This is a genomic window from Streptomyces sp. CB03234 (genome assembly GCF_001905885.1).
Classification (GTDB): Bacteria; Actinomycetota; Actinomycetes; order Streptomycetales; family Streptomycetaceae; genus Streptomyces.
Genome location: NZ_LIYH01000008.1, coordinates 285,726 through 310,058, shown reverse-complemented (window position 1 = coordinate 310,058; position 24,333 = coordinate 285,726). Strand labels below are relative to the sequence as shown.

Here is a 24,333-nt window from a genome sequence, read left to right as displayed (position 1 = left end):
CGCCCCATGACCTGCTCCACCCCCCACCCGGTGCCGACGACCGCTCTGCCGGCCCGGGAGCAACCGACATCCGGTCATCGACCCGAACGAGTTGGAGCTCGTATGCCCCAGCACGTACCCCCCACACTGACCGCGGCCGTTCCCCCCGGTGCCCGGTCGTCCCAGGGCGCTGCTGTCCGTCCCCCTCGCCGCGTCGTCTTCCTCTCCCGCCGCGACCTCGGCAACCCCGCCGCGGGCGGCTCCGAACTGCTCGTCGACCGGCTCGCGGAGGGCCTCACGGCACTGGGCCACGAAGTCACCCTGCTGTGCGGAGGCCCGGCCGCGTACCGCGACTACCGGGTCGTCTCGGCGGGCGGAGACCTCGGCCACTTCCTCCGGGCGCCCAGCGCCTTCACCCGGCACGTGGGCGACTGCGACCTGCTCGTCGAGGTGTGCAACGGCCTGCCCTACCTCGCCCCGCTGTGGCACCGGGGGCCCACCCTCTGCCTGGTCAACCACGTGCACACCGAGCTGTGGGGCATGCGCTACCCCCGCCCCGCGGCGGGCATCGGGCGGCGGCTTGAACGCTGGGCGCTGTCCGGTGCCCAGCGCGACAACCTCCTGGTGGCCGTCTCCGAGTCCACCGCGTCGGCGCTCGGCGCGCTGGGCGTCGACCCCGGCCGGATCCGCGTCGTGCACAACGGCGTCGAAGAGCCGGGGCGCCGGACCCCGCGGTCGGCCCAGCCGATGTTCCTGGCGGTGGGCCGGCTGGTCGAGTACAAGCGCATCGACCTGCTGCTGCGGCTCTGGGAACGGGTGCGGCCGGTCACGGGGGGCGAGCTGGTGATCGTCGGGGACGGCCCCGAGCGCCGCCGGCTCGAAGCCCTCGCCGGCCCCGGCGTCGTCTTCACGGGCCGCGTGTCCGACGAGGAGAAGCACCGGCTGCTGTGCGCGTCCTGGCTGCTCCTGCACCCCTCCGCCGTCGAGGGGTGGGGCCTCGTCGTCACCGAGGCGGCCACGCGCGGCACACCCTCGATCGGCTTCGACGTGCCGGGCCTGCGGGATTCCGTGGACGACGGCGTGACCGGCGCGCTGGTACGCGGCGAGAGCGCCTTCGCGGCCGCCTGGTGCGCGCTCGCCCTCGACCACGAGCGGCGTGAAGCCATGGGCAGGGCCGCCGCCGTGCGGGCGGAGCGCTACCGGTGGGCCACGACCGTACGGCGCTTCCGGGCCGTCGCGACGGAGGCCGCTGCCCGCCACGGGACGGCCGGGCGGCCGGGCGGCGTCACGGCGCGCCACCGCGCCACCGGGCGCGACGGCGCCACCGCGCACGCCCCGGGCGACCCCGACGCGGGAACCCACGACCGCGCGGATCTGCGCCGGGCGCCTGTCGGACGAGCCGAATGAAGGACCCCTCCCTGCGCCGGTCCCTGGCCCTCTTCCGCGGCTTCCTCCGCGAACCGTCCGACCCTCGCGGCTTCTACGAGCTCCTGGCCCGGGACGCGGCCGACCAGGTGGAGCGGTACGAGCCGCTCGCCGGGCGGGTCGTCGTCGACGTGGGCGGCGGAGGCGGCCACTTCACCGAGGAGTTCCGCAGGCGCGGCGCCCAGGGCTTCCTCTTCGAACCGGAGCCGCGCGAGCTGACGGCGGCGCGACGGCGGCCGCCCGAGGGGGCCGTCGTCGCCGACGGGTACCTGCTGCCGCTGGCCGACGGCACCGCCGACATCTGCTTCTGCTCCAACGTCCTGGAGCACGTGGCGGACCCGCGCACCTTCCTCAGCGAACTGATCCGCGTCACCCGCCCCGGCGGACTGATCTACGTGTCGTTCACCAACTGGCTCTCGCCCTGGGGCGGTCACGAGTGGGCCCCCTGGCACTACCTGGGCGCCGAACGAGCCCGTCGCCGCTACGAGCGGCGGACCGGGCGCCCGGCCAAGCACGTCCTCGGCGAGAACCTCTTTCCCGTCCACGTCGGCGCGACCCTGCGCCAGGTCCGGGCCCGTGACGACGTGACCGTGGTCTCCGCCCGGGCACGCTACTGGCCGTTCCTGCCCGGCCTGGTGACCAGGGTGCCGCTGTTGCGCGAGTTCGCCACCTGGAACCTCCTCCTCATCCTCCGGCGGTGCCCATGACCACCACCATCCCGGCGCCTCCCCACACGCCCGCGCCCGGAGCGCCGCCCGCCGCCGAACCGGCCGGCGGGCCGCGGTCGCGCCGCTGGCTGTGGGGCTTTTGGGCCGCCGTACTGCTCGCGTTCCTGGCCGTGTCACCGGGCAGGATGACGTTCGACACCAAGCTGGGCGTTGCACTCGACCCGCTGCGCTTCCTCGCCGACCTCGGCGAGCTCTGGCACCACCGCGCCGGATTCGGCGGGATCTTCGACCAGTACGTCGGCTACGCCTTCCCCATGCTGCCGTTCTACGCGCTCGCCGACCTGGCGCAGGTCCCGGTGTGGCTGGCCGAGCGGCTGTGGCTGTCGATCATCGTGACCACCGCCTTCTGGGGCGCGCTGCGGCTCGCCGAACGGCTGGACACCGGCACCGCCCGCACCCGGCTGCTCGCCGCCGTGGCGTACGCGCTGTGGCCCACCTTCACCGTGGTGATCGGCTCCACGTCCGCCGCCGCGCTGCCAGGAGCCCTGCTGCCCTGGGTGCTCCTGCCCCTCACCGACCCCCGCACCCCCGCCAGGGCCGCCGCCCTGCGCTCCGCGCTGCTCATCCCCTTCATGGGCGGCGTCAACGCGGCCTCCACGCTCGCCTCCCTGCTGCCCGTCGGCCTGTACCTGCTCAGCCGGCCGGCTGGCCCCCGGCGCCGGTCCCTGCTCGCCTGGTGGATCCCCGGGGTGCTCCTCGCCACCGCCTGGTGGGTGATCCCCCTGCTCCTGCTGGGCCTGTACGGCGAGAACTTCCTCCCGTACGTCGAGCAGTCCGAGACCACGACGGCCACCATGTCCGCCACCGAACTGCTGCGCGGCGCGGGCAACTGGGTGGCCTACCTCCACTTCGGTGAGGCATGGCTGCCCGCCGGCTGGACGGTGGCGACCTCGGTCCTCACCGTCCTCTGCTCGGCGTTCGCCGCCGCCCTCGGACTGGCGGGCCTCGCCCGGCGCGACATCCCGGAGCGGCGCTGGCTCCTGCTCGTGGTGCTGTCCGTGGCCCTGGTGACCCTGGCCGGGTACGGCGGCCCGCTCGGCGGGCTCTTCCACGGGACCGTGCAGGACTGGCTGAACGGCTGGCTCGTACCGTTCCGCAACATCTACAAGTTCCAGCCGGGCCTCGCGCTCGCCCTCGTCCTCGGGCTCGCCCACCTCACCGCGGTCCTCGCCCGCCGGCGCGGCCTGCGCGCGGCACGCCGGCGGCCGTACGTCCCGCTGGTCGCCGCCGCGCTCGTCCTGCCCGGCCTGATCCTGCCGTACGTCAACGGGAGCATCCTCCAGCCGGGTGCCTTCAGCAAGCTCCCCACCCACTGGGAGCGCACCGCCGACTGGCTGAAGGAGCACTCGCCCACGACCCGCGCCCTCGTCGTCCCCGCGACCGCCCACGGCATACACACCTGGGGCACCACCATCGACCAGCCCCTCGACGTCCTCGCCGAATCCCCGTGGGCGCAACGCGACTACGTGCCGTTCGGCACGCCCGGCAACCGGCGGGCGATGGACGCCGTGGAGCAGGCGCTGCTGTCCGGCGGTGAAGTGCCGGGCCTGAGCGACTACTTGCACCGGGCGGGGCTCCATTACGTCGTCGTACGCAACGACCTCGACCCCGACCAGATCGGCTACGTCCCGCCGCAGACCGTCGAACGGACGCTGGAGGCCTCCGGCTACCGGCGGATCACCGGCTTCGGCCCCGTCCTCACCGGCGGGCGGATCCCGGACGACACCCCCGTACAGATCGAGGGCCTCTACCCCCGCCGGCAGGCAGTGGAGATCTACGAACCGCCGCGGGCCGTCCAGCGGCCCGGCCGGGCCGCCGTCAAGCCCGTCGCGGACACGGCCGTCGTCAGCGGCGGCCCCGAGTCCCTGCTGCGGCTGTCCGCCGACCCGCTGATGCGCGACCGGCCCGCCGTACTCGCCGGCGACGCGACCCCGGGCGTGGGCACACCGCCCGTACGGGCCGTGGGGGACGGACTGCGGCGCGCGGACACCCGGTTCGGGCTGGTCAACACCAACACCTCGTACACCTATACGGCGACGGAGCGGAATCCCTCGGCAAGCGTCCAGGACCCGGGCCGCCCGCCCCGGCAGATCCTGCCCGTGGACGACATCCGGCACCAGACGACGGCCGTGCTGCGCGGAGCCGCGTCCGTCACGGCGTCGAGCAGCGGCAACTGGCTGTTCCACCTGCCGCAGTACGACCCGGTGAACGCGTTCGACGGCAACCCCGACACCGCCTGGACCGAGGGCGGCGCCGACTCCCCGGTCGGCCAGTGGCTGCGCGTCGACTTCGAGCGGAAGCTGTCCCTGCCCGGCTCGATCCGGCTGACACCGCTGCCCTCCGGCGGGTTGCGCGCGGCGGCCACCTCCGTACGGGTCGAGACCGAGCGGGGCAGCGAGGTCAGTCCGCTCCGGCCGGACGGTACGCCGCAGACGGTGCGGGTACCGGCGGGGGAGAGCGGCCACCTGAAGATCACCATCGAGGGTGCCCAGCAGGGCCGGCCGGGCCTGATCGGTGCGGGCTTCTCGTCCGTCGACATCCCCGGCGTCACGGTCACCCGGCTGCTGGCCCTCCCGGAGGACACCGCGGGCGAGGAGAGCGCGCCCCAGGAGGTCTACGCCCTGCACCGGGGCAGCGACCCCGGCGGCCTGTCGCCCGCGTCCGCCGAAGTCGGGCTGCACCGGCAGTTCCTGACCCGGACGCCGGGCGCGTACGCGCTGCGGGCGACCGCGCTGCCCGTACCGGGCGACGCACTGGACCAGCTGCTGTACCGGCTGGCACCCGAGCAGCGCAGGAAGCTCACCGCCACCGCCGACTCGACGGCCCGGCTCGGCTCGTCGCTCAGCCCGCGCAACCTCGTCGACGGCGACCTCACCACGGCGTGGATCGCCGGGGAGCGCGCGGTGATCCACCTGCGGTGGCCGGAGAAACGGGCGGTCGGGGAGATCGTGTTCGCACCGGCGGGAGGCCTGTCCACCCGCGCCCAGCAGGTGGAGATCAGCTCACCGGACGGCGCGGCGACCGCCTCGGTGGACGAGAACGGCCTCGCCCGCTTCCAGCCCATCAGGACCGACCGGCTCGACATCACCATCTCCCGGACCGCGCCGCTGACGCTGCACAACCCGGTCGCCGACGGCCGGCTGCAACTGCCGGTCGGGCTCAGCGAGGTGTACGTACCGGCACTCGACGCGTATCGGGTGCCGCAGCCGGACCCCGACACGGCATTCGAGCTGCCCTGCGGCCAGGGCCCGGTGCTGTCCATCGACGGCACGCTGCACGCGACCACCGCCCGCGGCAAGCTCCGCGACCTGACCGAGCGCCGCCCGGTCGACGTCGCCCTGTGCGCGGGCGCCGAAAGCGGCGGCACCGCCCGGCTGGCCGCCGGCACCCACCAGGTGGAGGCGGGGGACACCGGTCCGCTCGCCATCACCGACCTGACCCTCACCCGGGGCCGGGCGCCCGCCCCCGCCACGGCGGCGGAACGGCGCGAACTGACCGTCGGCGACTGGTCGGGCGACCGGCGCACCCTGGACGTGGGTACCGGCCCGGCCTCGTACCTCCAGCTGTTCGAGAACCACAACGACGGCTGGCGCGCCACCCTGGACGGGCGCGACCTGACACCGGTACGGATCGACGGCTGGCAGCAGGGCTTCCTGATCCCGGAAGGCGAAGGCGGCACCGTGCGGCTGGAGTTCGCCCCGGCGCGGTGGTACGTCGCCGGGCTCATCGGAGGTGCGGTGGGCGTCCTGGTGCTGGTGGGGCTGGTGCTGCTCCTGGGGCGTGCTCGGCGTTCCGATGCCGCCGAACCGGGCGAGGTCCCGGCACCCGGGCCCGTGCTGGGGGTGGTGGCGCTGACCGTGGTGGTCGCGCTGGTCGCCGGATGGGCGGCGCTCGTCGTCCCCGTCCTCGCCGTGATCGCGCACCTGCGGCGCTCGCTGCTGGTGCCGGTGGCGTTGGCCGCCATGGGCGCGGCGGGCATCGTGGCGGCCTGGGAGGCGGGCGCCCTGCCGTCGGCACGGGAGGGGGCGTTCGGGCCGGTGGCCCAGTTCCTCGCCGTGACGGCACTGGCGGCGGCCGTGGTGACCACGGGCCGGGCGACCTGGCGGCGGGCGGCACGCAGTGGCCCGGGTGGCGCCGGTGGCCCGGGTGGCCCGGGTGTGCAGGCGGGTCCCGGCGGTACGGGCGGCCCCAACGGTCCCGCTCACACGCGTGCTTCCGGGGCCCCGGGGCACGCACCAGGGCCCCCGGCCACCGGGGAGGCGCCGCGAAGCGGGCGTACGCCACCGGCACAGGCCGGCGCGGATCACGGTGCCCCGCCCCCGGCGCCGGACACGCGGCCCGACCCGCGCACCACCCCGCTGCCACAGCGGCGGCGAACGTCCGCACCACGCCCGCCAGACGAGGGAACCGGCCGATGACGGCACTGCACCACCCGGCCCGGCAGGGCGGCCGCGAGCCGCTCGTCCGGGTGCCCTTCTCCACGGTCGACGAGGTGACCCGGCACTGCCTGACCCCGCAGGAGCCGGAGACGGTCCACATCGAGGTGCACCTCCCGGGCCGTCCCGATGCCGCGCGGCTGAGCGCCGCGTTCACCGAGGCCCTCCGGCGCCACCCGCGCATCCTGATGCGCGAGGCGCCCGGGCCCTGGTACCGGCGGCGGTACGCGTGGGAGCTGACCGCCGGCCCCGACACCGGCGCCGAGGTCGTCTCCGTACCCGCCCCCGGACCCGGCGCGCTGGAGCGGGCGAGGCAGCGGGCCCTGAGCGAGGCCCCGCCCCTCACCGTGTCCCCGCCGGTACGGCTGGAGATCGTCGACCGCGTCCTGGTCCTCACCATCAACCACACGGCACTGGACGGCCCCGCCTGCCTCCGGGTCCTGGCGACCGCCGCGGAACTCTACGGCGGCCGGGACAACTCGCCCGCGACACCCCCCGTACGGCCCCCGGCCGACGGCGCGCCGCGCGGCCTGTTCCCCGAGCCCGGCGGCACCGGCTTCGCCCGGGTGGCGCGGGTCGCCCGGGGAACCCCGGGCCCCGGCCACGCCGCCAACGGCATGCTGGTCACCGAACTGGGCGTACCCGAGCGGCCCAAGGACGCCCCGTACACGGTCAACGACCAGCTCATGGTGGCCACGGCCCGGATGATCGCCCGGTGGAACCAGGGGCGTGACCGGCCACGCCCGATGCGTATCACCATGCCCGTGGACGACCGGCCACGCGGAATGGACATGCCCATCGGCAACGGCACCCGCCTGGTGGAAGTCCCCTTCACCCCACGCGAGTTGGCGCTCCCCACGGCCGACCTGCTCCGGCTGACCGCCGCCCGCACCCGTGCGCTGAAGGCCCTGTACCGCCCCCAACTCGGCCGTGGCGCCGTCCTGCTGACCGCACCCGTCCTGCCGGTGGCGGTCCGCTCCCTGATGGCGCGCACCGCACGCCGTGCCCTGGCACCGTGGACGTCCACCACACTCCTCAGCAACATCGGCCGGGTGCCCTACCCGCTCGACTTCGGCGAAGGGGTGGGCACGGCGCGGGCCGTCTGGTTCTCCGCCCCGGCGCGCATGCCGCGCGGCCTGACCGTCACCACGGCCAGCACCGGCGGCCGGCTGCACCTCGCGCTGCGCTGGTCGGCCGCGCTGCTCGGCCCGGACGACGGCACCCGGCTGCGCGACCTGTTCGCCCAGCACCTCGACGAGACGGGCGGGACCGTATGACCACGGTGCGGCCCCCCGCGCCCGGCTTGCGGGACTTCTACGAGAACCCGGCCGTCCCCGTCGCCTCCGGTGACGCCCGCAGCCGCCGCCAGGCACACATGCTGGCCGACGCCCTGCGGGACAGGACCGGCGCCACCGTCCTGGACGTCGGCTGCGGGGACGGCACCGCCGCGGCCGTCGCGGCCCCCCTGCTCCGCGGCCACCGGATCATCGGCGTCGACTGGTCGCAGGACGCGCTGCGCCGGGCCGCGCCCCGCATCGGCACGGTCGTGCGCGGCGAACTGGGCGACGGCGGACTGCCGTTCGCGGACGGGGCGGTGGACGCCGTCCTGTTCAGCGAGGTCGTCGAACACCTCGTCGACCCGGACAGCGCGCTCGACGAGCTGCGCCGCGTCCTGGCACCCGGCGGCCACCTGATGCTGTCCACCCCGAACCTGGCCGCCTGGTACAACCGTGCCCTCCTCCTCGCCGGCGTCCAGCCGGTGTTCTCCGAGGTCAGCCTGCGCGGCATCCACGGCCGCCCCGGCTCGGAGGTGGTGGGCCACCTGCGCCTCTACACCGCCCGCGCCCTGCGGGAGTTCCTGACCGCCTCCGGGTTCCGGGTCGTCCGCGTCGCCGGGGCGCCCTTCCACGGCGTACCGCGTGCGCTGCGCCCGCTGGACCGGCTGGCCTGCGCGGTGCCGAGCGCGGCCTCGATCCTGCTGGTGCACGCCCGGCGCGCCCGGTGACGAGCGCGATGTGGTGGGGTGTGGCGGCCGCGCTGTCCGCGAACGTCCTCTACAGCTCCGGCTTCGTCCTGGAGAAGCGCGCCCTGTCCGCCATCCCGGCCCTCGACGTCCGCCGCCCCCTGCGCCTGGTGCGGCTGCTGCTCGGCAGCCCGCTGTGGATCGTCGGCTCACTGGCCCTGGCGGGCGGTTTCGGGGCGCAGCTGGTGGTGTACCGGACGCTGCCGATGGCAGCCGCGCAGGGCCTGTTCGTCTCCGGGCTCGTCCTGCTCCTCCTGCTGTCGTCCCTGGTCCTCGGCGAACGCCTGTCACCGCGCGAGCGGTACGCCACGGCCGGAATCCTGGCCGCGCTGCTGATGGTGGTCGCCTCACTGCGCCAGGACACGGACGCGGTGGGCGACAGCGCGTCCGCCGCCGCCGTCCTCGCTCTCAGCGCCGTCTCACTCGTCGCCGGTTTCTGGCTGTACGCCACCGCCGAGCGCCGCACGGCCCGCCGCCGGCACGCGGCACCCCCGGCGGGGATCGCGTACGCGGTCGCCGTCGGCCTGGTCTACGGAGTCAGCTCCCTGGCCATCAAGGGCATCTCCGCGCGCCTCGCCCTCGACGCGCCGCTCGCCTCGGCGCTCTCGCTGGCGGTGACCCCGTACCCGTACCTGCTGCTGATCACGGGCGCCGGTGGGCTGGTCCTGTCGCAGACGGCACTGCAGCGCTGCCGGGCGTCCCTGGTCGTCCCGGTCTGCACGACGACCTCGTGCCTGTACACCGCGACGCTGGGCACCCTCGCGTTCGGCGAGTCGCTGCCCGAGGAGCCGCTGCGCCTGTTCCTGCTGCTGGTGGGAGCGTCCCTGGCCGTGTCCGTCCTTCTCGCGCTGTCCGTCCAGTCCGCTCAGCAACCCAAGGAGCCGAGCCATGAAGCCCGATGACCCGCTGCTGAAGATCCTCGTCTGCCCCCTGGACAAGGGCCCTCTCACCCTCCTGCCGGCCCACGAGGCCCTCTACAACCCGCGCCTGCGGCGCCTGTACCCCGTCGTCGACGGCATCCCGCAGCTGCTGCCGTACTCGGGGACACAGGTCACGGACGACGAACACGAACGGCTGCTCGGCCGCGCGTAACCGTGCCGGGCGCGCTGAGTGGTACGGCGGCGCGGAAGGGGCTCCCTGGGGACGATCGCGTAAGGTCCGCCCATGGTGCATGTATTGAGCAGCAGGGTCCTGCTGCGTCCCAGTGACCCGCAAGCCTCGCGCGACTTCTACGGCGACACCCTGGGCCTCGCCGTCTACCGGGAGTTCGGTACCGGACCGGAGCGCGGGACGGTCTACTTCCTCGGAGGCGGCTTCCTCGAGGTGTCCGGGCGCTCGGACGACCCGCCGACGACCACGCTGCAACTGTGGATGCAGGTCGCCGACTGCGCCGCGGCTCATGAGGAGCTGTCCGGGCGCGGTGTGCAGGTGCTGAGGGAGCCGGTGAAGGAACCCTGGGGCCTGGTCGAGATGTGGATCGCCGACCCGGACGGCCACCGCATCGTGCTCACCGAGGTCCCCGCGGACCACCCGCTGCGCTACCGCCCCTGACGCCGACCGGCACCTATGGCGCGGACGCCGCTCGCACCAGTGGCCGACCCCCGTGGCGGTCACTGGTGCGAGCGGCGCGCGGTGGCGTCAGGAGGAGCAGGTGGGGACTCCTGCCAGCCGCGCGGGGCCCTGGATGTAGATGTTGGTCACCCAGGCCCTGTAGTCGGGGAGGTAGGACCAGGCGTCATTGGTGTAGCCGTCGGAGGTGACCGTTTCCGCGTGCTTCTGGCACTGGACGCGGATCGTCGTCGGTCCCGGGAAGGCGTACACGCGCGCCGCCTTGGTGGAGGGCTCGGCCTTGGTCCACACGCCGGTGCCCCAGGTCTGGAAGACGTGGCCCGTCACCGGGCCGGGGTCGACGCGGACGGCGCCGTAGTAGCCGCCGTTCAGCCGGACGTCGCTGACCATGAGTTTGGTGCCCGACTGCCGGGCCTCCACCATCGTGCCGGCGCCCAGGTAGAGGGCGATGTGGTGCAGCTTCTGCGAGGTGCCCCAGACCAGCAGGTCGCCGGGGACCAGGGGGGCGAGGCCCTGGGCGGCGGTGAAGCGTTCGGCCGCGCGGTGCGTGTAGTACTGGGCACTGGCCACGCCGTTGAGGATGTCCGACCCGGTGGCCTCGGCGTAGGCGTACCGGACCAGCCCGGAGCAGTCGAAGCCGAGCCGTTCGGGGTCGTGCTCGCTCGCCGGGTCGGTCGGGTCCACCTGCCCGTACGTGGGACCGGGCTTCGGGCCGTGACCGCCGCCCCAGGTGTACCAGACGCCCGCCGCCACCTGCGCGCAGGCGGCCTCGACGGCGCGCTCGGCCGCCGCGGAGGCTCCCGGCGCGCGGACGGCGCACGCGCCGTCAGAGGCCGCCGACGCGGGCGCCGGTGCCCAGAGGAGGAAGGCCAGTAATCCGATGAGAGTGCCGATGAGACCGGAGCGGCGAAGCATGCTGGACCCTCGTTTCCTGTCGACGCACCTGCCGGACAGCAGCCTGCTGCCCGGGGCACCCGCTCGTCGAGCATCCCGCGTCGCCCTGCCCGAACGGGCAACGGGAAACACCCGGGAAACCCCGGACGACCAGGGCGTCAGCGACCGGCACAGGCTCCGCCCGGGGAGACCGGCAGACCCGGCATGAGCGTCTCCCGCTCCTTGGGACCGATGCGCTGCCGCACCCGGCAGATCTCCGCCAGCCGGGCCCCGACGTCCAGGTTCCACAGCCGTACGGTGCCGTCGTTGCTGCTGCTGGCCACCGTCCGCCCGTCGCGGGAGAACGCGATGCCCCACACCGCGTTCGTATGACCCGTCAGGGCCGCCCACAGCCGGCGCCCCGCCACGTCCCACAGCCGTACCGTACGGTCGTTGCCGCTGCTCGCCAGCGTCCGCCCGTCGGGGGAGAAGGCGATGCCCCGCGCGGAACCGGTGTGGCCGGTCAGCGCCCCGGCCGAGCGGCGCAGCCGGGTGTCCCACAGCCGTACGGTCCCGTCGTTGCCGCTGCTCGCGATCGTCCGCCCGTCCGGGCTGAACGCCACGCCCCGCACGGCGCCCGTGTGGCCGGTGAGCGTGGCCAGCGGGCGGCGCCCCGCCACGTCCCACAGCCGTACGGTCAGGTCGTCACCGCCGCTCGCCAGAGTCCGCCCGTCCGGGCTGAACACGACGGTGTTGGCGAAGTCCGTATGGCCGGTCAGCGTGGCCACCGGACGGCGCGCGGCCACGTCCCACAGGCGTACCGTCCGGTCGGAGCCGGCCGACGCCAGCGTCCGCCCGTCCGGGGCGAAGGCCACCGAGAACACGTCCCCGTGCGTGCCGGTGAGCGTGGCCACCGGGCGGCGCCCGGCCACGTCCCACAGGCGTACCGTGCCGTCGGAACCCGCCGACGCCAGCGTCCGCCCGTCCGGCGCGAAGGCCACCGAGAACACCGTCTCGCGATGACCCGTGAACGTCGCCAGGACCCGGCGCCCCGCCACGTCCCACAGCCGCACCGTGTGATCGGCGTCGGCGGTCGCCAGCAGCTTCCCGTCCGGGCTGTACGCGGCCTGCCAGACCTCCGTGAACGGACGCGACGTCAGGACCGAACCGCGCAGGTCCCACAGCACCACGGAGCGGTCGAACCCGGCGGTGGCCAGCACCGCGCCGCCCGCGTCCACGGCGACCCCCAGCACGTAGTCGGTGTGGCCCGTCAGCGTCGCGGTCGGCCGGCCGCTGCGCACGTCCCACAGCCGGGTCGCACCGTCACCGCCCGCGCTGACCACCATCGTGCCGTCCGCCGTGTAGGCGACCGCGTTGATGTCGTCGCTGTGCCCGGTCAGCGCACCCACGGCGCGGTGCAGCCGGGTGTCCCACAGCCGCACCGTCCGGTCCACGCCCCCGGTCGCGACCGTCCGCCCGTCCGGGGCGAACGCCGCACCCAGCACCTCGTCGGTGTGCCCCCGCAGGACGGCCAGCGGGCGGCCACGGACCGCGTCCCACAGCCGTACGGTCCGGTCGGAGCCGGCCGACACCAGCGTCCGCCCGTCCGGCGCGTACGCCAGGGCGTTGACCCTCCCGGCGTGACCGGTGAGCGACGCGACGAACCGGGGACGGTTCCCGCCGGCGTCCCACAACTGGACCGTCCCGTCGGCCGCCGCGACGGCCAGCGCCCGCCCGTGCGGGGCGAAGGCCACCGCCCGTGCGCCCGCCGTGCGCGCGGGCAGCGCCCTCGCACGCCGGCCAGAGGTCTCCCAGAGCCGTACGGGTCCGTCCGTCGACGTCGCCGCGAGCGTCCGCCCGTCCGCGCTGAAGGCCACCGCCCGCACTCGCCCGGGGACCGTGTACGTCGCGGTCGTCCGGCGGTCGGCGACCCGCCACAGCCGCACCGTCCCGTCCGAACTCGCCGACGCCAGCAGCCCGTCACCCGGTGCGAAGGCCACCGCGTTGACCGGACCGCCGTGCCCGCCGAGCCGGGCGGAGAAGGGCTGCGACTGGGTGCTCAGCAGCGCCCCGCGCGCCTCGGTCGTCGCCTCCGTACGGTAGGCCTCCTCGGCGAGCAGCATGGAGGCCTCCGGCTGACCGGCGGCCAGGGACGTGGACCGCACGGCGAGCGCCTGCGAGCGGGCGACACGCTCCTGGCCGAGGGCGCCCGCGCGCTGCTGGTACGCCGCCCCTCCGGCGGTCAGGGCGAGGAGCAGCAGGACGACGAGGGTGGCCAGCATCCGCTGCTGCAACCGGACCTGGCGCCTGGCCTGCTCGCTCCTGCCGTCCTCCTCGGCCTGGCTCGCCCGGAGGAAGGCCGCCTCCCGGGGGCTGAGCCGGCCCCTGCCGCCGAGCTCGTCGGCCCACGAGCGCACGGTGGCCAGCCGGGTCCCCCGGTAGAGGGCGGACGGGTCGCGGCCCTCGCGCTCCCACTCCTCGGCGGCGTGGGCCAGCTGCTGGTGGATCAGCAGGCCGGCCCGGTCGGCGTGGATCCAGCCGCGCAGCCGTGGCCAGGCGTGGAGCAGGGCCTCGTGGGTGATCTCGACCGTGTCGCTGTCCATGGTGATCAGCCGGGCCCGTACGAAGGCGTCGAGCGCGGCCGAGGCGTCGAGCGTGGCGGAGGCACCGTCCGCGTCCGCCGACTGCTCCAGCAGAGCGGCCCGGTTCATCCGGCGCCGCGTCGCCCCGGCGCCGTCGGCGACATGGACCAGCCGCACCAGGACGCGGCGAATGGTCCGCTGCTCGGCCGGGTACAGGCGGGCGAACACGTCCTCGGCCGTACGCGCGATCGCCCCCTGGATGCCGCCGGTGGCCTCGTACCCGGCGACGGTGAGCGTGGTGCCCTCGCGCCGCTGCCAGGTGGCCATCAGCGCGTGCGAGACGAGCGGCAGGGCACCGGACGGCGCGTGCCCCGGAGCGTGCCCCGGATCCGCCGACTCCCGATCCGCCGTAGCCGTCCCGTCGCGCTCGTCGCGCAGCCCGGCGTCCCGCAGCCCCGCGTCCCGCAGCAGCAGGGGGACCAGGCCCGGTTCGAGCGTGACACCGGCGAGCTCCGCCGGGCGCGTGATGGACTCGCGCAACTCCGCCACCGACATCGGCGGCAGCACGAACAGCCCATCGGTGAAGACCGGGGCCAGCCCGGGCAGGTCCAGGCAGTTGCCGGTGAAGTCGGCCCGCACGCCGATCACCACGACGGCCGCGTCGTACCCGGCCGTCTCCGCCCGGGACGTCGCCACGGCGGTGAGCACGCGCACGAAGGCGCGGCGCTCCTCCTCGTCGCAGCAGAGGGTGAACAGCTCCTCGAACTGGTCGACGATCAGCACCGGTCGTACGGGCGGTGGTGGCCGCCGCTCTCCGGGAGCCGGCGCCGGCCGGTCGTCGAGGAGCCGGTGGACGGCTTCGAGCAGCGCCTCGGGCCGGTCGCGCAGCTGCCGCGTACTGATCCCGAGATCGCCGCCCACCGCCTTCGCGGTGCGGTCCAGCAGCTCCTGCAGCGGCTGCGCGGTGGGCGTGAGCACCACCACCGGCCAGCCGTCGGCGCCGGGCATCGGAAAACCGCCCCTGCGCCGCAGAGCCGGTACGAGACCGGCGTTGAGCAGTGACGACTTGCCGGCGCCCGAGGGGGCGACCAGCAACAGCGGTCCGCCGCCGATCCGTTCGAAGACCCGCTCGACGAGCGCGGCCGTGGCCCGCTCCCGGCCGAAGAACCACCCCGCGTCCTGGGCGGTGAACGCCGACAGGCCCCGGTAGGGGCAGTCCGCGTCCGGCGGCTGTGCGGGCGGCGAGTGGGGCGCCGGTGCCTCCCGCACCAGCCGCAGCAACTCGCCCTCCGCCCGCAGGACCTGGTCACAGCGGCGTGCGACATCGACGGTGACCCGCTTCGCGCCCGTCTCGATCTTGCTCAGATAGCCCTTGCTGTAGTGCGTCTGACGTGCCAGGTCGGCCAGCGACAGGCCGCGTTGCAGCCGCAGGCGTCTCAACTGCGCGGAGAAGGACGCCGCGGTGTCGTCGGGCAACTCGTGCGGACGGTCGGTCTTCCGTCCGCGCTCCGGATCCCCCAAAGCATCCCCCATGGCAAGGTGCGCCCAGATTGTGAGATGACAGGCGTCCAGGCTACAGCGGGGGTCCGACGGCCGGCCCGGCCGATCGTCCGGTGTGGCGGAAACAGGACTTCCGGAGCCGCCGGGTCGGCGGCTCCGGAAGTCGTCCATGACGCCGGGTTACGGCTGGAGGGTGATCGAGTTGATCGGCGTCATGTCCTTGTCGATGTAGTAGCCGGCCGGCAGGTAGCCCTGGCAGCCCGTGCCGTTGTACCCGGTGCAGGTCCGCACGGTGGCCCCGCCGGTCTGGTTGTTGAAGATGCGGTACGTCCCGTACATGTTGCTGAGGTTGTGGGCCCCGTACGTGTAGTACGTGTGGGTGGGACGGTCGTTGTTCCAGCCCGCACCCGGGTACAGGCACACGTACCCGGACCGGCAGCCGTGGCTGGCGGCCGCCTCCGCGGCCTGGGCCTGGGTCGCGGTGACCGTGGTCATCGTCCCGACGGCGAGCGCGAGTGCCGCGGCGGTCCTCATCATCTTGATCCTTCGCACGTTTCCCCCTTGTGGGTGTTGCGGCGTGCTGACGACTTCAGCCTGTCCACGCCACGCACCCGGGTCGACGGGTTTCCTGTTGCCCGTCCTGCGCCCACCCGGGAAACCGCCGGTGACCAGGCGGTCACGGGACCGGAGGTCAACGCCGGGAGGGTGCGTCGGAGCCCGCCGGGGACGTACGCGGACCCGGCAGGTGGACCTGCTGGGCCAGACGCTGCTGCAGGCGGGCGTGACGGAACTGGTGGACGGGCCCGACCTGCCGCAGGACGCCCAGCCGGTGGGCGTCGGCGAGGAAGTCCTGCAGCCGCCAGGGAAGCCGGCCCCGCGCGGCCGGCACCAGACGCGCGACGGTGTAGTGCGGCCACGAGGAGGCGGCCAGGGCGAGCACCAGCCCGGCCGGGCCCACGCCCAGGAACGTGACGGCCAGACGCGGCAGCACGACGCCGACCGCCGCTCCGTGGGGCGCGGTGCTCGCCTCCAGCACGGCCAGGATGTCGTGGGGAAGGGTGATCAGCAGAACCCCGACACCGCCGCCGACGAGAGTCACGAGCCGGTCGGCCCGGACGGCGGAGGCCGGGGTCGTGAGGTCGTCGGCGCTCGTCGTGCCGCGCAGCCAGTACAGCAGGGCCTGCACCGCGCCGAAGACGGCACCCATGGACAGGCCGTACGCCCAGGGCAGCTCCGGTGTCTGCGACGGCCCGCCCCCGGCAGTCTTCTGCGGCGGCACCACGACGAGCGCGTAGACACGCAGAGCGGCCCCGGTGAGGAGCGTGGTCCCGGCGAACACGGCTGCCGCGCGTGGCAGCCGGTGACGCCAGTGCCGCGTGCTCAGCGTGCCCCGGCTCGGCATGACGGGCGGGACCGGGAGCCCCGTGGTGTGGAGGACCAGGAGGAAGGCGAACCCCACGAAGCAGAGGCACCCCACCATGTACCAACCGGGCGGCACCCCGCGGACGGGGGCGAACGTCACGCCGGGAACGGCGAACGCGACGCCCCCGCACACGGCGGTCAGGACGGCGCCCGAGAGCCGGGAAGCGCCCGGTCCGCGCCGTGCGGCGTACCAGGCCGCGAACCAGCACATGGCGGGCGTGGCCGCGGCCATGCCCAGCAGATACCAGACCGTCGTCCCCCGATTGGCCGCGGGGAGCCCGGGAACCACGCAGGACACCCCGTAACCCAGCAGGGTGAGCCCGGTCAGGGCGACCGTCCAGAAAGCCGCGCGGGACCAGGCGTACGCCAGTGGCGGCACCCAGCGGTGGAGCTGCCACCACGCCAGGTCGTAGACGCCCTGCCGCTGCATACCCGCGGCGAGTTCGGCGAGGTGACGGTGGGCGCGCTCCGGGCTCCAGCGGCGCGGCCGGGAAGGATCCTGGCGCAGGGCGCGGGCGTAGACTGTGGGTACGAGGGCGTCCAGCAGGTGGTCCTCGAAGGCCTCCCGGCTCGTGAAGCGGTCCAGCTCTTCCGGGCCGGGCGGGGCGTCGGCGTACACCGTGCGGGCGAGCGCCACCATCAAGGGGCTGGACAGGGCCTGGGCGACCGGGCCCTGGGGGCTGCGCGCCACGTGCCCCGCCAGGCCGTTCCAGCGCGCCGGCCGGCTCCTGCGCAGCAGTTCGAGGGCGTCGACCGCGTCCACCGGGGCGGGTTCGACGACCGCCGCGCCGGCCAGGACGTCGGCGGCGGCCACGGCGGCGGTGTAGGCCTCGGTACGGCAGGTCAGAACCACGCGCGCGTGGGGGTGGGCGTCGAACGTGTCGTTGAGGGCTTCGAGGACCTTCGGCCGGGCGGATGCGGGGAGTTCGTCCAGGCCGTCGACGACCGGCAGCACCCGGTGCCCGGACATGAGGTCCTCGACCGCGCCGGCCCCGTAGGTGTCCCCATCGGTCAGGGCGGGGTAGTCGGCGGCGATCCGGCGGCACAGCCACGCGTGGAGGCTTTCGTGCTCCGGGTCGAACGAGGCCGCGGACAGCAGCACCGGTACCGGCTCGTCGCGCTCCCGGCCCTCCAGCAGGGACAGCGCCAGCACCACCGCGAACGTGGACTTCCCGGACCCGGCCGGGCCCAGCACCACGAGCCGGCGGCGCGGCAGCCGGCGGAACATCGCCGACAGCTCCTCCAGCCGGTCGGTGCGGCAGGAGACCGGCCCGCCGATGGACTGCGCGTGGTCGGCAACCTCCTCCAGGACGGAGTCCGACCAGACCACCGGGAGCGGCACCGGATGGAACAGCCGCCGCAGCCCCGCCTCCTCGCGCCACTGACGCTCCACCAGCCGCGCCAGCGCCTGCTGCGCCTCCGTCAGCTGTTCCGTGGAGGAACGTCCTCGCCGGGGAGCATGGCGCCACGCCCAGACCGACAGCACGCCGAACAGGGCGACGACCGCCGAGAGGATCGAACTCCACGTCGCGACGGATTCCTTGCCGCGTTGCGCCAGCAGGATCGCCAGCGACACGGCCACGGCTCCGCACAGCGTCCACGTCCATACCCAGCGCCCACGCATCCCTCGCCCCTCCACGCCAGTGCCGGTACCCCGGAGACCAACGAGGGCGGAACGGGCGGGAAACGGCCCGCCTTCAGGCGGCCGTGTCCGCGAGCAGACGTGCCAGGGGCACCGGCACACGGGCCGGGTCCAGGCGCTGGACGAGCAGGCGCGCGTACTGCGACTTGCGGCCGCTGTGGGTGCCCATGAACCGGTGCAGCTGCTGCTCGACGGTCCGTTCCCGCTGCGCCGGCTGCCTCTGGAAGGTACGGAACGCCCGCCACTCGCCCGCGGCGGCGATGACGTCCCGGACCGTGTCCGCGCCCACCGCCCGTATCAGCTCGTCCTCCAGGTCGGCCACGCACACATGGAAGCCGCGCCGCTCCATCCCGGCGCGGCCGAGGGCGCTCCCGAGCCCGGCCCGCTCCAAGCCGCGCTGGAACCAGTGCTCTTCCGGGGCGTCGCACAGGCCGGCCATGGAGAGGCCCAGCCCCTGGGGCCCGAGCACCTCCAGGAACCGTCCGATGCTCGTCACGCCGCCGAGCGCGACGACCGGGAAACCCTCGGCGTCGAGGTCCCGGCCCAGCCGCGCGGCCAGCGCCTCGACCGCGGCCCGGTCGCTGCGGCCCTCGACGAGGACGACCCTCTTCGGCCGGATGCGAGCGGCCAGTTCACGCGCCTCCGCGGCGGCCGCCCGCGCGTCGCCGCCGCCCGCCGCCCAGGCGACCACCGCCGACCGGAACCGCCCCGCATCGTTCACCCGCTCGTTCACCCGCGCGTCCATCCGCTCGTCCATCCGCGCCAGCTTCGCAAACCCGCGCGGTCACCGCCCCCGAATTTGGGGCCCGCCCAGGCCCGCCCCGGCCCGCCCAGGCCCGCCCTGGCACCCACCGGCCACCTCCGAGACCGGCGATTACACCGATGCCGCACCGGCCCGGCCGCCCCGACAGTGGCACCGCCATCCCCACCACGGCGATGCCGACCGGCCCCCAACCGGGACGCACCCGCCACGACAGAGAGGACGACTCCGTCGTGCAGCAGCAGAGCCGCAACGGAACACACATCACCGCCGCCCCCACCCCCGCCCCCGCCGCGTCGAGGCGCCACCGGCCGTTCACCGCGGCCCTGGTGGCGCTCCTGGCCGTCGCCGGCCTCAGCACCGCCATGACCTCGGGCGCCCAGGCGGCGGACAACCCCTACGAGCGTGGCCCCGCCCCCACCACCGCGAGCATCGAGGCCGTCCGAGGCCCCTACGCGGTGTCGCAGACCACCGTCTCGTCGCTGAGCGTCAGCGGATTCGACGGCGGCACGATCTACTACCCGACCACCACCAGCGACGGTACGTTCGGGGCGGTGGCGATCTCGCCCGGCTTCACCGCGACCCAGTCGTCCATCGCCTGGCTCGGCCCGCGGCTCGCCTCCCAGGGGTTCGTCGTCATCACCATCGACACGCTCTCCACCCTCGACCAGCCCGACAGCCGGGGTCGCCAGCTCCTCTCCGCGCTGGATTACCTGACGCAGCGCAGCACCGTCAGGAGCCGGATAGACAGCACCAGACTCGGCGTCATGGGACACTCGATGGGCGGCGGCGGCTCCCTGGAGGCGGCCAAGAGCAGGCCCTCCCTCCAGGCCGCGATCCCGCTCACCGGATGGAACACCGACAAGACATGGCCGGAGCTCAGGACGCCCACGCTGATCGTCGGGGCGGACGGCGACACGGTCGCTCCGGTCTCCTCGCACTCCGAGCCGTTCTACGAGTCGCTGCCCGCCACGCTCGACAAGGCGTACCTGGAGCTGAACAACGCCTCCCACTTCACGCCGAACACCTCCAACACCACCATCGCGAAGTACAGCATCTCGTGGCTCAAGCGGTTCATCGACAATGACACCCGCTACGAGCAGTTCCTGTGCCCGCTCCCGCGCCCGAGCCTGACCATCGAGGAGTATCGCGGCAACTGCCCGCACACCTCCTGACGCTCCACCCCGATCCGGTGGCGGCCGCCGCGGGCGCGGCCGCCACCGGCGCACGTTGTGCACACGCACAGAGTTGCCGCACCGCCGTTGGGAGCGGGCCCATCCGCAGGGCATCCGGCATGCCGTTTCCCCACGTCACAAGGGTACGGGCGTCCCCGCGCAGCCGTCGGACGCAAGGCTTCCGACCCGCGTTACGCGCAAGTAACGTGGCCGGTGTGACCACGAAGACGACCGCCGCCGCGACCTCGCCGCGACTGTTCGGCCGCGACGCCGAACTGGACGCCGTGGCCGCCCTGTCGGGACGCCTGCTGTCCGGCCGGTCAGGAGTGCTGCTGCTCACCGGGGAGCCGGGCCTCGGACGTACCGCGCTCCTGGACCGGGCGGTACGGGACTTCGACGCCGGACCCGTCCTGCACACCCGCGCCGCCCCCGCCGAGCGCCACCTCGCCCACAGCGGAGTACACGCGCTGCTGAGCACCGCGCCCCTCCCGGTCGGCGCGGGCGGCCCGCCCACCGGCCTGCCGCCCACCGCCCTCCCGCCCGCCGGCCTCCTGTGCCTCCTGGACCTGCTGCGGCGTACGTGGACGCACCGGCCCCTCCTGGTCTGCGTCGACGACGCGCACCTGTGGGACCCGCCCTCGCGCGCCGCCCTCGGTTTCGCCGCCCGCCGCGTGGAGTCCGTACCGGCCGTCGGCCTGCTGCTGTCGGTGTCCGCCCACCGGGCCGGCGCCCCCGACTTCGCCGGGCTGCCCCTCCTGCGCCTCGGCCCGCTCACCGAACACGCCGCGGGCGCGCTGCTGGACGAGCTGACCGGCGGCGCCACCGACCCGCTCGTACGCGAGGAACTGCTGTACGAGGCCGAGGGCAACCCGGCCCTGCTCACCGCCCTCGTCGACCGGCTGTCCGGGTCCCAGCTGTCCGGGCACGCCCCGCTGCCCAGGCCGCTCGCCGACGGACCGGCTCTGCTGCGTGTCGTGGGCGCCCGGCTGGCCGAACTGCCGCCCCCCACCCGCGACCTGCTCCTCCTGGTCGCCGCCGCCCACGAGCAGCACCCGGACGGCTCGGGCGCCGACGCGTCCCTGGTGCTGCGGGCCGCCCGCGCCGCCGGTCTCGACCCGGCCGCGCTGGACACCGCCGAGGCGGCCGGCGTGGCGCGCAGCGCAGGGAACCGCATCCGGTTCGACGACCCCCTCGTGCGCCGCGCCGTCCACCTCGGCGCCCCGCTCTCCCGCCGGCGCGCGGCGCACACGCTGCTCGCGGACGCCCTGGACGCGGAGCGCCACCGGCTGGCCCACCTGTCGCACCGCGCCCTGGCCGCCGACGGCCCCGATCCCCGGCTCGCCGCCGAGCTCGCGTCCGCCGCGGCCGCCCCGGACGGACGGGCGGATCCTTTACAGCGGTCGCTGGCGTTCGCCCGCGCGGCCGACCTCACCGCCACGGACAGCGCCCGCGCGGCCGGGCTGACGGCCGCCGCCGAGTACGCCAGGCTGGGCGGCCGCCCGCGCCGGGCCAGGGAGCTGCTGGCGGCGGCCCGCGAGGGCGCGGCGGCGCACGACGCGGTGCGGGGCGGCACCGAACTCGTACGCGGCACCCTCGCGTTGCGCGACGGCCCCGTGGGCGACGCGCACGAGGCGCTGCTCCTGGCGGCCGCACTGCTCGACCCGTACGACCCGGAGGGCGCCCGGACGGCCCGGTTCGGCGCCATGGAGGCGGCGTGGGCCGCGGGCGACGTCCAGGGCTGTCTGGCCGCCCTCGGCGGACAGGGCCCGGTCGCCCCCGCACCCGGCCGGGACGGCCACCGGGCCGACGGCCACGGGACCGACGGCCACGAAACCGACGACTACCGGACCGGGATGCTGGCCGCGCTCAGCGGCCGGTTCGGCGAGGCGCGCGGCCCGCTGCGGCGGGTGCTGGAGCGGGCCGGGAACGACGACGACCCGGCCGGGCTGCTGCGCGCCGGGGTCGCGGCGCTCGTGCTCGGCGACACCACCACCGCCTGCCACGTCAACGCCCGGGCACTGGCGGCGGCCCGGGCACGGGGCATCGCCACCCTCGTACCCCAAGCCCTCGAACACCTCGCCTACGCGGAGCTGCGGGCCGGGCGGCACACCCGCGCCCGTGCCCACGCCGAAGAGGGCCTGCGCGCCGCGCACCGCGCGGGCCAGCGCAACGTCGTGGCCCACCACCACGCCGCCCTCGCCCTGGTGGCCTCCATCGAGGGTGACGGCGCGGCGCTCACGGCGCACACCGACGCCGCCCTGGCGGTCGCCGGTCCCCATGGGCTCGCCCAGGCCGCGAGCCTCGCCGAATGGGCCCGCGCCCGGGCGGACCTGGGGCGGGGCCTGGCCCTGGACGCCGCCTCCCGGCTGGGCCCCCTGGTGCGGCCGGGGCACCGGCGCGGTCACTTCGCCGTACGGATGCTCATGGCGCCCTGCTTCGTCGAGGCCGCCGTGCTCGCGGGCGAGCCGGGCGCCGACGCGCGCACCGCCGTCGAGGAGTTCGCCCTCTGGGCGGCGGTGGGCGGCGACCCGCAGGCCCCCGCCCAGCTCGCCCGCTGCCGCGCCCTGCTGGCCCCGCCGGGGGAGACCGAGGCCCTCTACGCGGACGCCCTCACCCGGCACGAACGCGGGGGCGGCGACTTCGAGCGCGCCCGTACCCTGCTGCTGTACGGCAAGTGGCTGCGGCGGCGGCGAAGGCCGCGTGAGGCCAGGGGCCGGCTCAAGGACGCGCTCTACGCCTTCGAGCGCTCCGGTGCCCGGGTATGGGCCGAGCAGACCCGGGCCGAACTGCGCGCCACCGGCGCTGCCGCCGCACGGGAGGCGGCCGGTCCGCTGGCGTGCCTCACTCCGCAGCAGCTCCGGATCGCCCGGTGCGTCGCCGAAGGGGCGACCAACCGCGAGGTGGCGCTGCGGCTGTCCATCAGCCCCCGTACCGTCGACCACCACCTGCGCAACGTCTTCTCGCTCCTCGGGGTGCGCTCCCGCGTCGAACTGTCCCGTCTGGTGGCCCGGGAGGAACAGGACGTCACAGCCGGATGATCGCCAGTCCGGCGCTGAATCCGCTCGCCATGCCGATGAGGGCGACCTGGTCGCCGGGTTCGGTCCGGTCGCTCTCCCGGGCACGGACGAGCTGGAGGGGGAGCGAGGCGGACGCGGTGTTGCCGTGGTCGGCCACCGTCGGCAGGCAGCGGTCGGCGGGCAGGTCGAGGGCGGTGAGGACTTCGTCGTACTGCCGGCGCGAGATCTGGTGGAAGGCGATGAACGCGCTCTCCCGGGCCCGCCGCAGCTCCTCCGGTACGCGGCCGAAGGCCCGGGGCGCCATGTCGAGGGCGGCGCTGCGCAGCAGGTCGCCGTTGAGCCGGATGTAGGTGGGCTCGTCGTCGGCCGGGCGGAAGTGCAGCGAGCCGCCGCTCTCCACGGTGCACGCGTCCCAGGCGGTGGAGTCGGCCCCGAAGTGGGTGGTCAGTACGCCCGGGTCGTCGGCGCCGGCCGGTCCGGCGGTCAGGAGGAGGGCGGCTCCGGCGTCGGACAGGGTGTACCCGGGCAGGGCGCGGAGGAACGCCTCCTGGTCGGGCACGCGCCAGCGGGTGGTCATGGTGGGGGTTTCCCCGCAGGCGATGAGTACCGTGGCGTACCGGCCCGACTCGATGAAGGCGCTTGCCACTTCCAGCGCGTTGAGCACGCTGTTGCACGCGTTCTTGACGTCGAACACCGGGCAGCCGGCGCCGAGTTTGGCGGCCACGATGTGCGCGGTGGCCGGCTCGATGAGGTCCTGGCAGCACGACGCGAACAGCAGCAGATCGAGGTCCCCGGCGCCGACGCCCGCTTCCGCCATGGCCTTTGTGGCGGCGGAGACGGCGAGATCCGAGGCCTGCTCACCCGCTTCCCTGACATGTACCCCACGGATACCGGTGAGGTCTTCGAGCGCACCCGGAGGCGGGACGAAGGGGCTCTGACGCGCGATCTCCTCGCGGGTCTTTTCCATGGTCCGGTACTGGGCGGGAAGCGAGACCGCGAGACCGGAGAGCCGGGCGCGTGTGGGAGGCAGCATTGCGCCACGGTATCGATTTCGGAGCCGTACCGGATCAGTCCGGGAATACGGACATCGTATTCCCTCCAAAGGAGGGAAGTTTCCCGATCCGGAGGAGCCCGGCGTGTGCGCCGAACGCGTTGCGCCGACGGCCGTAGGTTGAAGATTCGAGGACTGTGATGCCCCACGG

The 24,333-nt window shown here is 74.9% G+C and carries 16 protein-coding genes; 10 read left to right on the top strand and 6 right to left on the bottom strand.

Features of this window, described 5'->3' with window-relative positions:
* The first annotated feature begins 102 nt into the window (after positions 1–102).
* From AMK26_RS32205 to AMK26_RS32170, 8 genes are all read left to right on the top strand, one after another.
* Positions 103–1,386 carry a glycosyltransferase family 4 protein gene (locus AMK26_RS32205; RefSeq protein WP_073759120.1) on the top strand — a complete coding sequence of 428 codons (1,284 nt, stop codon included), beginning with the start codon at positions 103–105 and terminating at the stop codon, positions 1,384–1,386.
* Complete coding sequence (locus tag AMK26_RS32200; RefSeq protein WP_073759118.1) at positions 1,383–2,111, top strand: class I SAM-dependent methyltransferase; 729 nt, start codon at positions 1,383–1,385, stop codon at positions 2,109–2,111. Before AMK26_RS32205 ends, AMK26_RS32200 begins: the two co-directional genes overlap by 4 nt.
* On the top strand, positions 2,108–6,550 hold the full coding sequence (locus AMK26_RS32195; protein WP_079277915.1) for an alpha-(1->3)-arabinofuranosyltransferase domain-containing protein: 4,443 nt from the start codon (positions 2,108–2,110) through the stop codon (positions 6,548–6,550). Before AMK26_RS32200 ends, AMK26_RS32195 begins: the two co-directional genes overlap by 4 nt.
* Positions 6,547–7,845 (top strand): condensation protein, encoded by a 1,299-nt coding sequence (locus AMK26_RS32190; RefSeq protein WP_073759116.1) that lies wholly within the window; start codon positions 6,547–6,549, stop codon positions 7,843–7,845. Before AMK26_RS32195 ends, AMK26_RS32190 begins: the two co-directional genes overlap by 4 nt.
* The gene (locus AMK26_RS32185) at positions 7,842–8,573 is read left to right on the top strand and encodes a class I SAM-dependent methyltransferase (RefSeq protein ID WP_073759114.1); all 732 of its coding nucleotides are present in this window, start codon (positions 7,842–7,844) and stop codon (positions 8,571–8,573) included. Before AMK26_RS32190 ends, AMK26_RS32185 begins: the two co-directional genes overlap by 4 nt.
* A gap of 8 nt (positions 8,574–8,581) precedes the next feature.
* Positions 8,582–9,493 carry a hypothetical protein gene (locus AMK26_RS32180; RefSeq protein WP_073759112.1) on the top strand — a complete coding sequence of 304 codons (912 nt, stop codon included), beginning with the start codon at positions 8,582–8,584 and terminating at the stop codon, positions 9,491–9,493.
* A complete protein-coding gene (locus AMK26_RS38770; RefSeq protein WP_073759110.1) occupies positions 9,480–9,683 on the top strand; it encodes a Trm112 family protein in 204 nt (67 codons plus the stop codon). The genes AMK26_RS32180 and AMK26_RS38770 overlap by 14 nt, the downstream gene beginning before the upstream one ends.
* Positions 9,684–9,755: 72 nt before the next feature.
* Complete coding sequence (locus tag AMK26_RS32170; RefSeq protein ID WP_073759108.1) at positions 9,756–10,142, top strand: VOC family protein; 387 nt, start codon at positions 9,756–9,758, stop codon at positions 10,140–10,142.
* A gap of 87 nt (positions 10,143–10,229) precedes the next feature.
* Here AMK26_RS32170 and AMK26_RS32165 read toward each other — a convergent pair whose 3' ends face one another.
* From AMK26_RS32165 to AMK26_RS32145, 5 genes are all read right to left on the bottom strand, one after another.
* Positions 10,230–11,075 (bottom strand): C40 family peptidase, encoded by an 846-nt coding sequence (locus AMK26_RS32165; protein ID WP_073759106.1) that lies wholly within the window; start codon positions 11,073–11,075, stop codon positions 10,230–10,232.
* A gap of 137 nt (positions 11,076–11,212) precedes the next feature.
* Positions 11,213–15,148 carry an nSTAND1 domain-containing NTPase gene (locus AMK26_RS32160; protein WP_241838166.1) on the bottom strand — a complete coding sequence of 1,312 codons (3,936 nt, stop codon included), beginning with the start codon at positions 15,146–15,148 and terminating at the stop codon, positions 11,213–11,215.
* A gap of 147 nt (positions 15,149–15,295) precedes the next feature.
* Entirely contained in the window at positions 15,296–15,667 is a 372-nt protein-coding gene (locus AMK26_RS32155; RefSeq protein WP_073759102.1) for a hypothetical protein, read from the bottom strand.
* A 139-nt stretch (positions 15,668–15,806) separates the two neighbouring features.
* Entirely contained in the window at positions 15,807–18,161 is a 2,355-nt protein-coding gene (locus tag AMK26_RS32150; RefSeq protein WP_107421086.1) for an NACHT domain-containing protein, read from the bottom strand.
* A gap of 73 nt (positions 18,162–18,234) precedes the next feature.
* On the bottom strand, positions 18,235–18,936 hold the full coding sequence (locus AMK26_RS32145; protein WP_443333201.1) for a TOPRIM nucleotidyl transferase/hydrolase domain-containing protein: 702 nt from the start codon (positions 18,934–18,936) through the stop codon (positions 18,235–18,237).
* 236 nt (positions 18,937–19,172) lie between these two features.
* On the opposite strand from AMK26_RS32145, the gene bdeA reads away from it, so the two are divergent.
* Together bdeA and AMK26_RS32135 are read left to right on the top strand one after the other, a co-directional pair.
* Positions 19,173–20,114, top strand: a complete 942-nt coding sequence (gene bdeA / locus AMK26_RS32140; RefSeq protein ID WP_073759377.1) for a bis(hydroxyethyl) terephthalate hydrolase — start codon at positions 19,173–19,175, stop codon at positions 20,112–20,114.
* A gap of 215 nt (positions 20,115–20,329) precedes the next feature.
* On the top strand, positions 20,330–23,152 hold the full coding sequence (locus AMK26_RS32135) for a helix-turn-helix transcriptional regulator (RefSeq protein ID WP_073759098.1): 2,823 nt from the start codon (positions 20,330–20,332) through the stop codon (positions 23,150–23,152).
* Here AMK26_RS32135 and AMK26_RS32130 read toward each other — a convergent pair.
* Complete coding sequence (locus AMK26_RS32130) at positions 23,139–24,164, bottom strand: 3-oxoacyl-ACP synthase III family protein (RefSeq protein WP_073759096.1); 1,026 nt, start codon at positions 24,162–24,164, stop codon at positions 23,139–23,141. The genes AMK26_RS32135 and AMK26_RS32130 overlap by 14 nt on opposite strands.
* Positions 24,165–24,333: the final 169 nt, after the last annotated feature.

Coding starts and splice junctions, on each gene's coding strand:
- AMK26_RS32170 (WP_073759108.1), top strand. CDS start 9,756: ATGGTGCATGTATTGAGCAGCAGGGTCCTGCTGCGTCCCAGTGACCCG.
- AMK26_RS32200 (WP_073759118.1), top strand. CDS start 1,383: ATGAAGGACCCCTCCCTGCGCCGGTCCCTGGCCCTCTTCCGCGGCTTC.
- AMK26_RS32150 (WP_107421086.1), bottom strand. CDS start 18,161: ATGCGTGGGCGCTGGGTATGGACGTGGACGCTGTGCGGAGCCGTGGCC.
- AMK26_RS32195 (WP_079277915.1), top strand. CDS start 2,108: ATGACCACCACCATCCCGGCGCCTCCCCACACGCCCGCGCCCGGAGCG.
- AMK26_RS32160 (WP_241838166.1), bottom strand. CDS start 15,148: ATGGGGGATGCTTTGGGGGATCCGGAGCGCGGACGGAAGACCGACCGT.
- AMK26_RS32130 (WP_073759096.1), bottom strand. CDS start 24,164: ATGCTGCCTCCCACACGCGCCCGGCTCTCCGGTCTCGCGGTCTCGCTT.
- AMK26_RS32190 (WP_073759116.1), top strand. CDS start 6,547: ATGACGGCACTGCACCACCCGGCCCGGCAGGGCGGCCGCGAGCCGCTC.
- AMK26_RS32180 (WP_073759112.1), top strand. CDS start 8,582: ATGTGGTGGGGTGTGGCGGCCGCGCTGTCCGCGAACGTCCTCTACAGC.
- AMK26_RS32185 (WP_073759114.1), top strand. CDS start 7,842: ATGACCACGGTGCGGCCCCCCGCGCCCGGCTTGCGGGACTTCTACGAG.
- AMK26_RS38770 (WP_073759110.1), top strand. CDS start 9,480: ATGAAGCCCGATGACCCGCTGCTGAAGATCCTCGTCTGCCCCCTGGAC.
- AMK26_RS32145 (WP_443333201.1), bottom strand. CDS start 18,936: ATGGACGAGCGGATGGACGCGCGGGTGAACGAGCGGGTGAACGATGCG.
- AMK26_RS32205 (WP_073759120.1), top strand. CDS start 103: ATGCCCCAGCACGTACCCCCCACACTGACCGCGGCCGTTCCCCCCGGT.
- AMK26_RS32165 (WP_073759106.1), bottom strand. CDS start 11,075: ATGCTTCGCCGCTCCGGTCTCATCGGCACTCTCATCGGATTACTGGCC.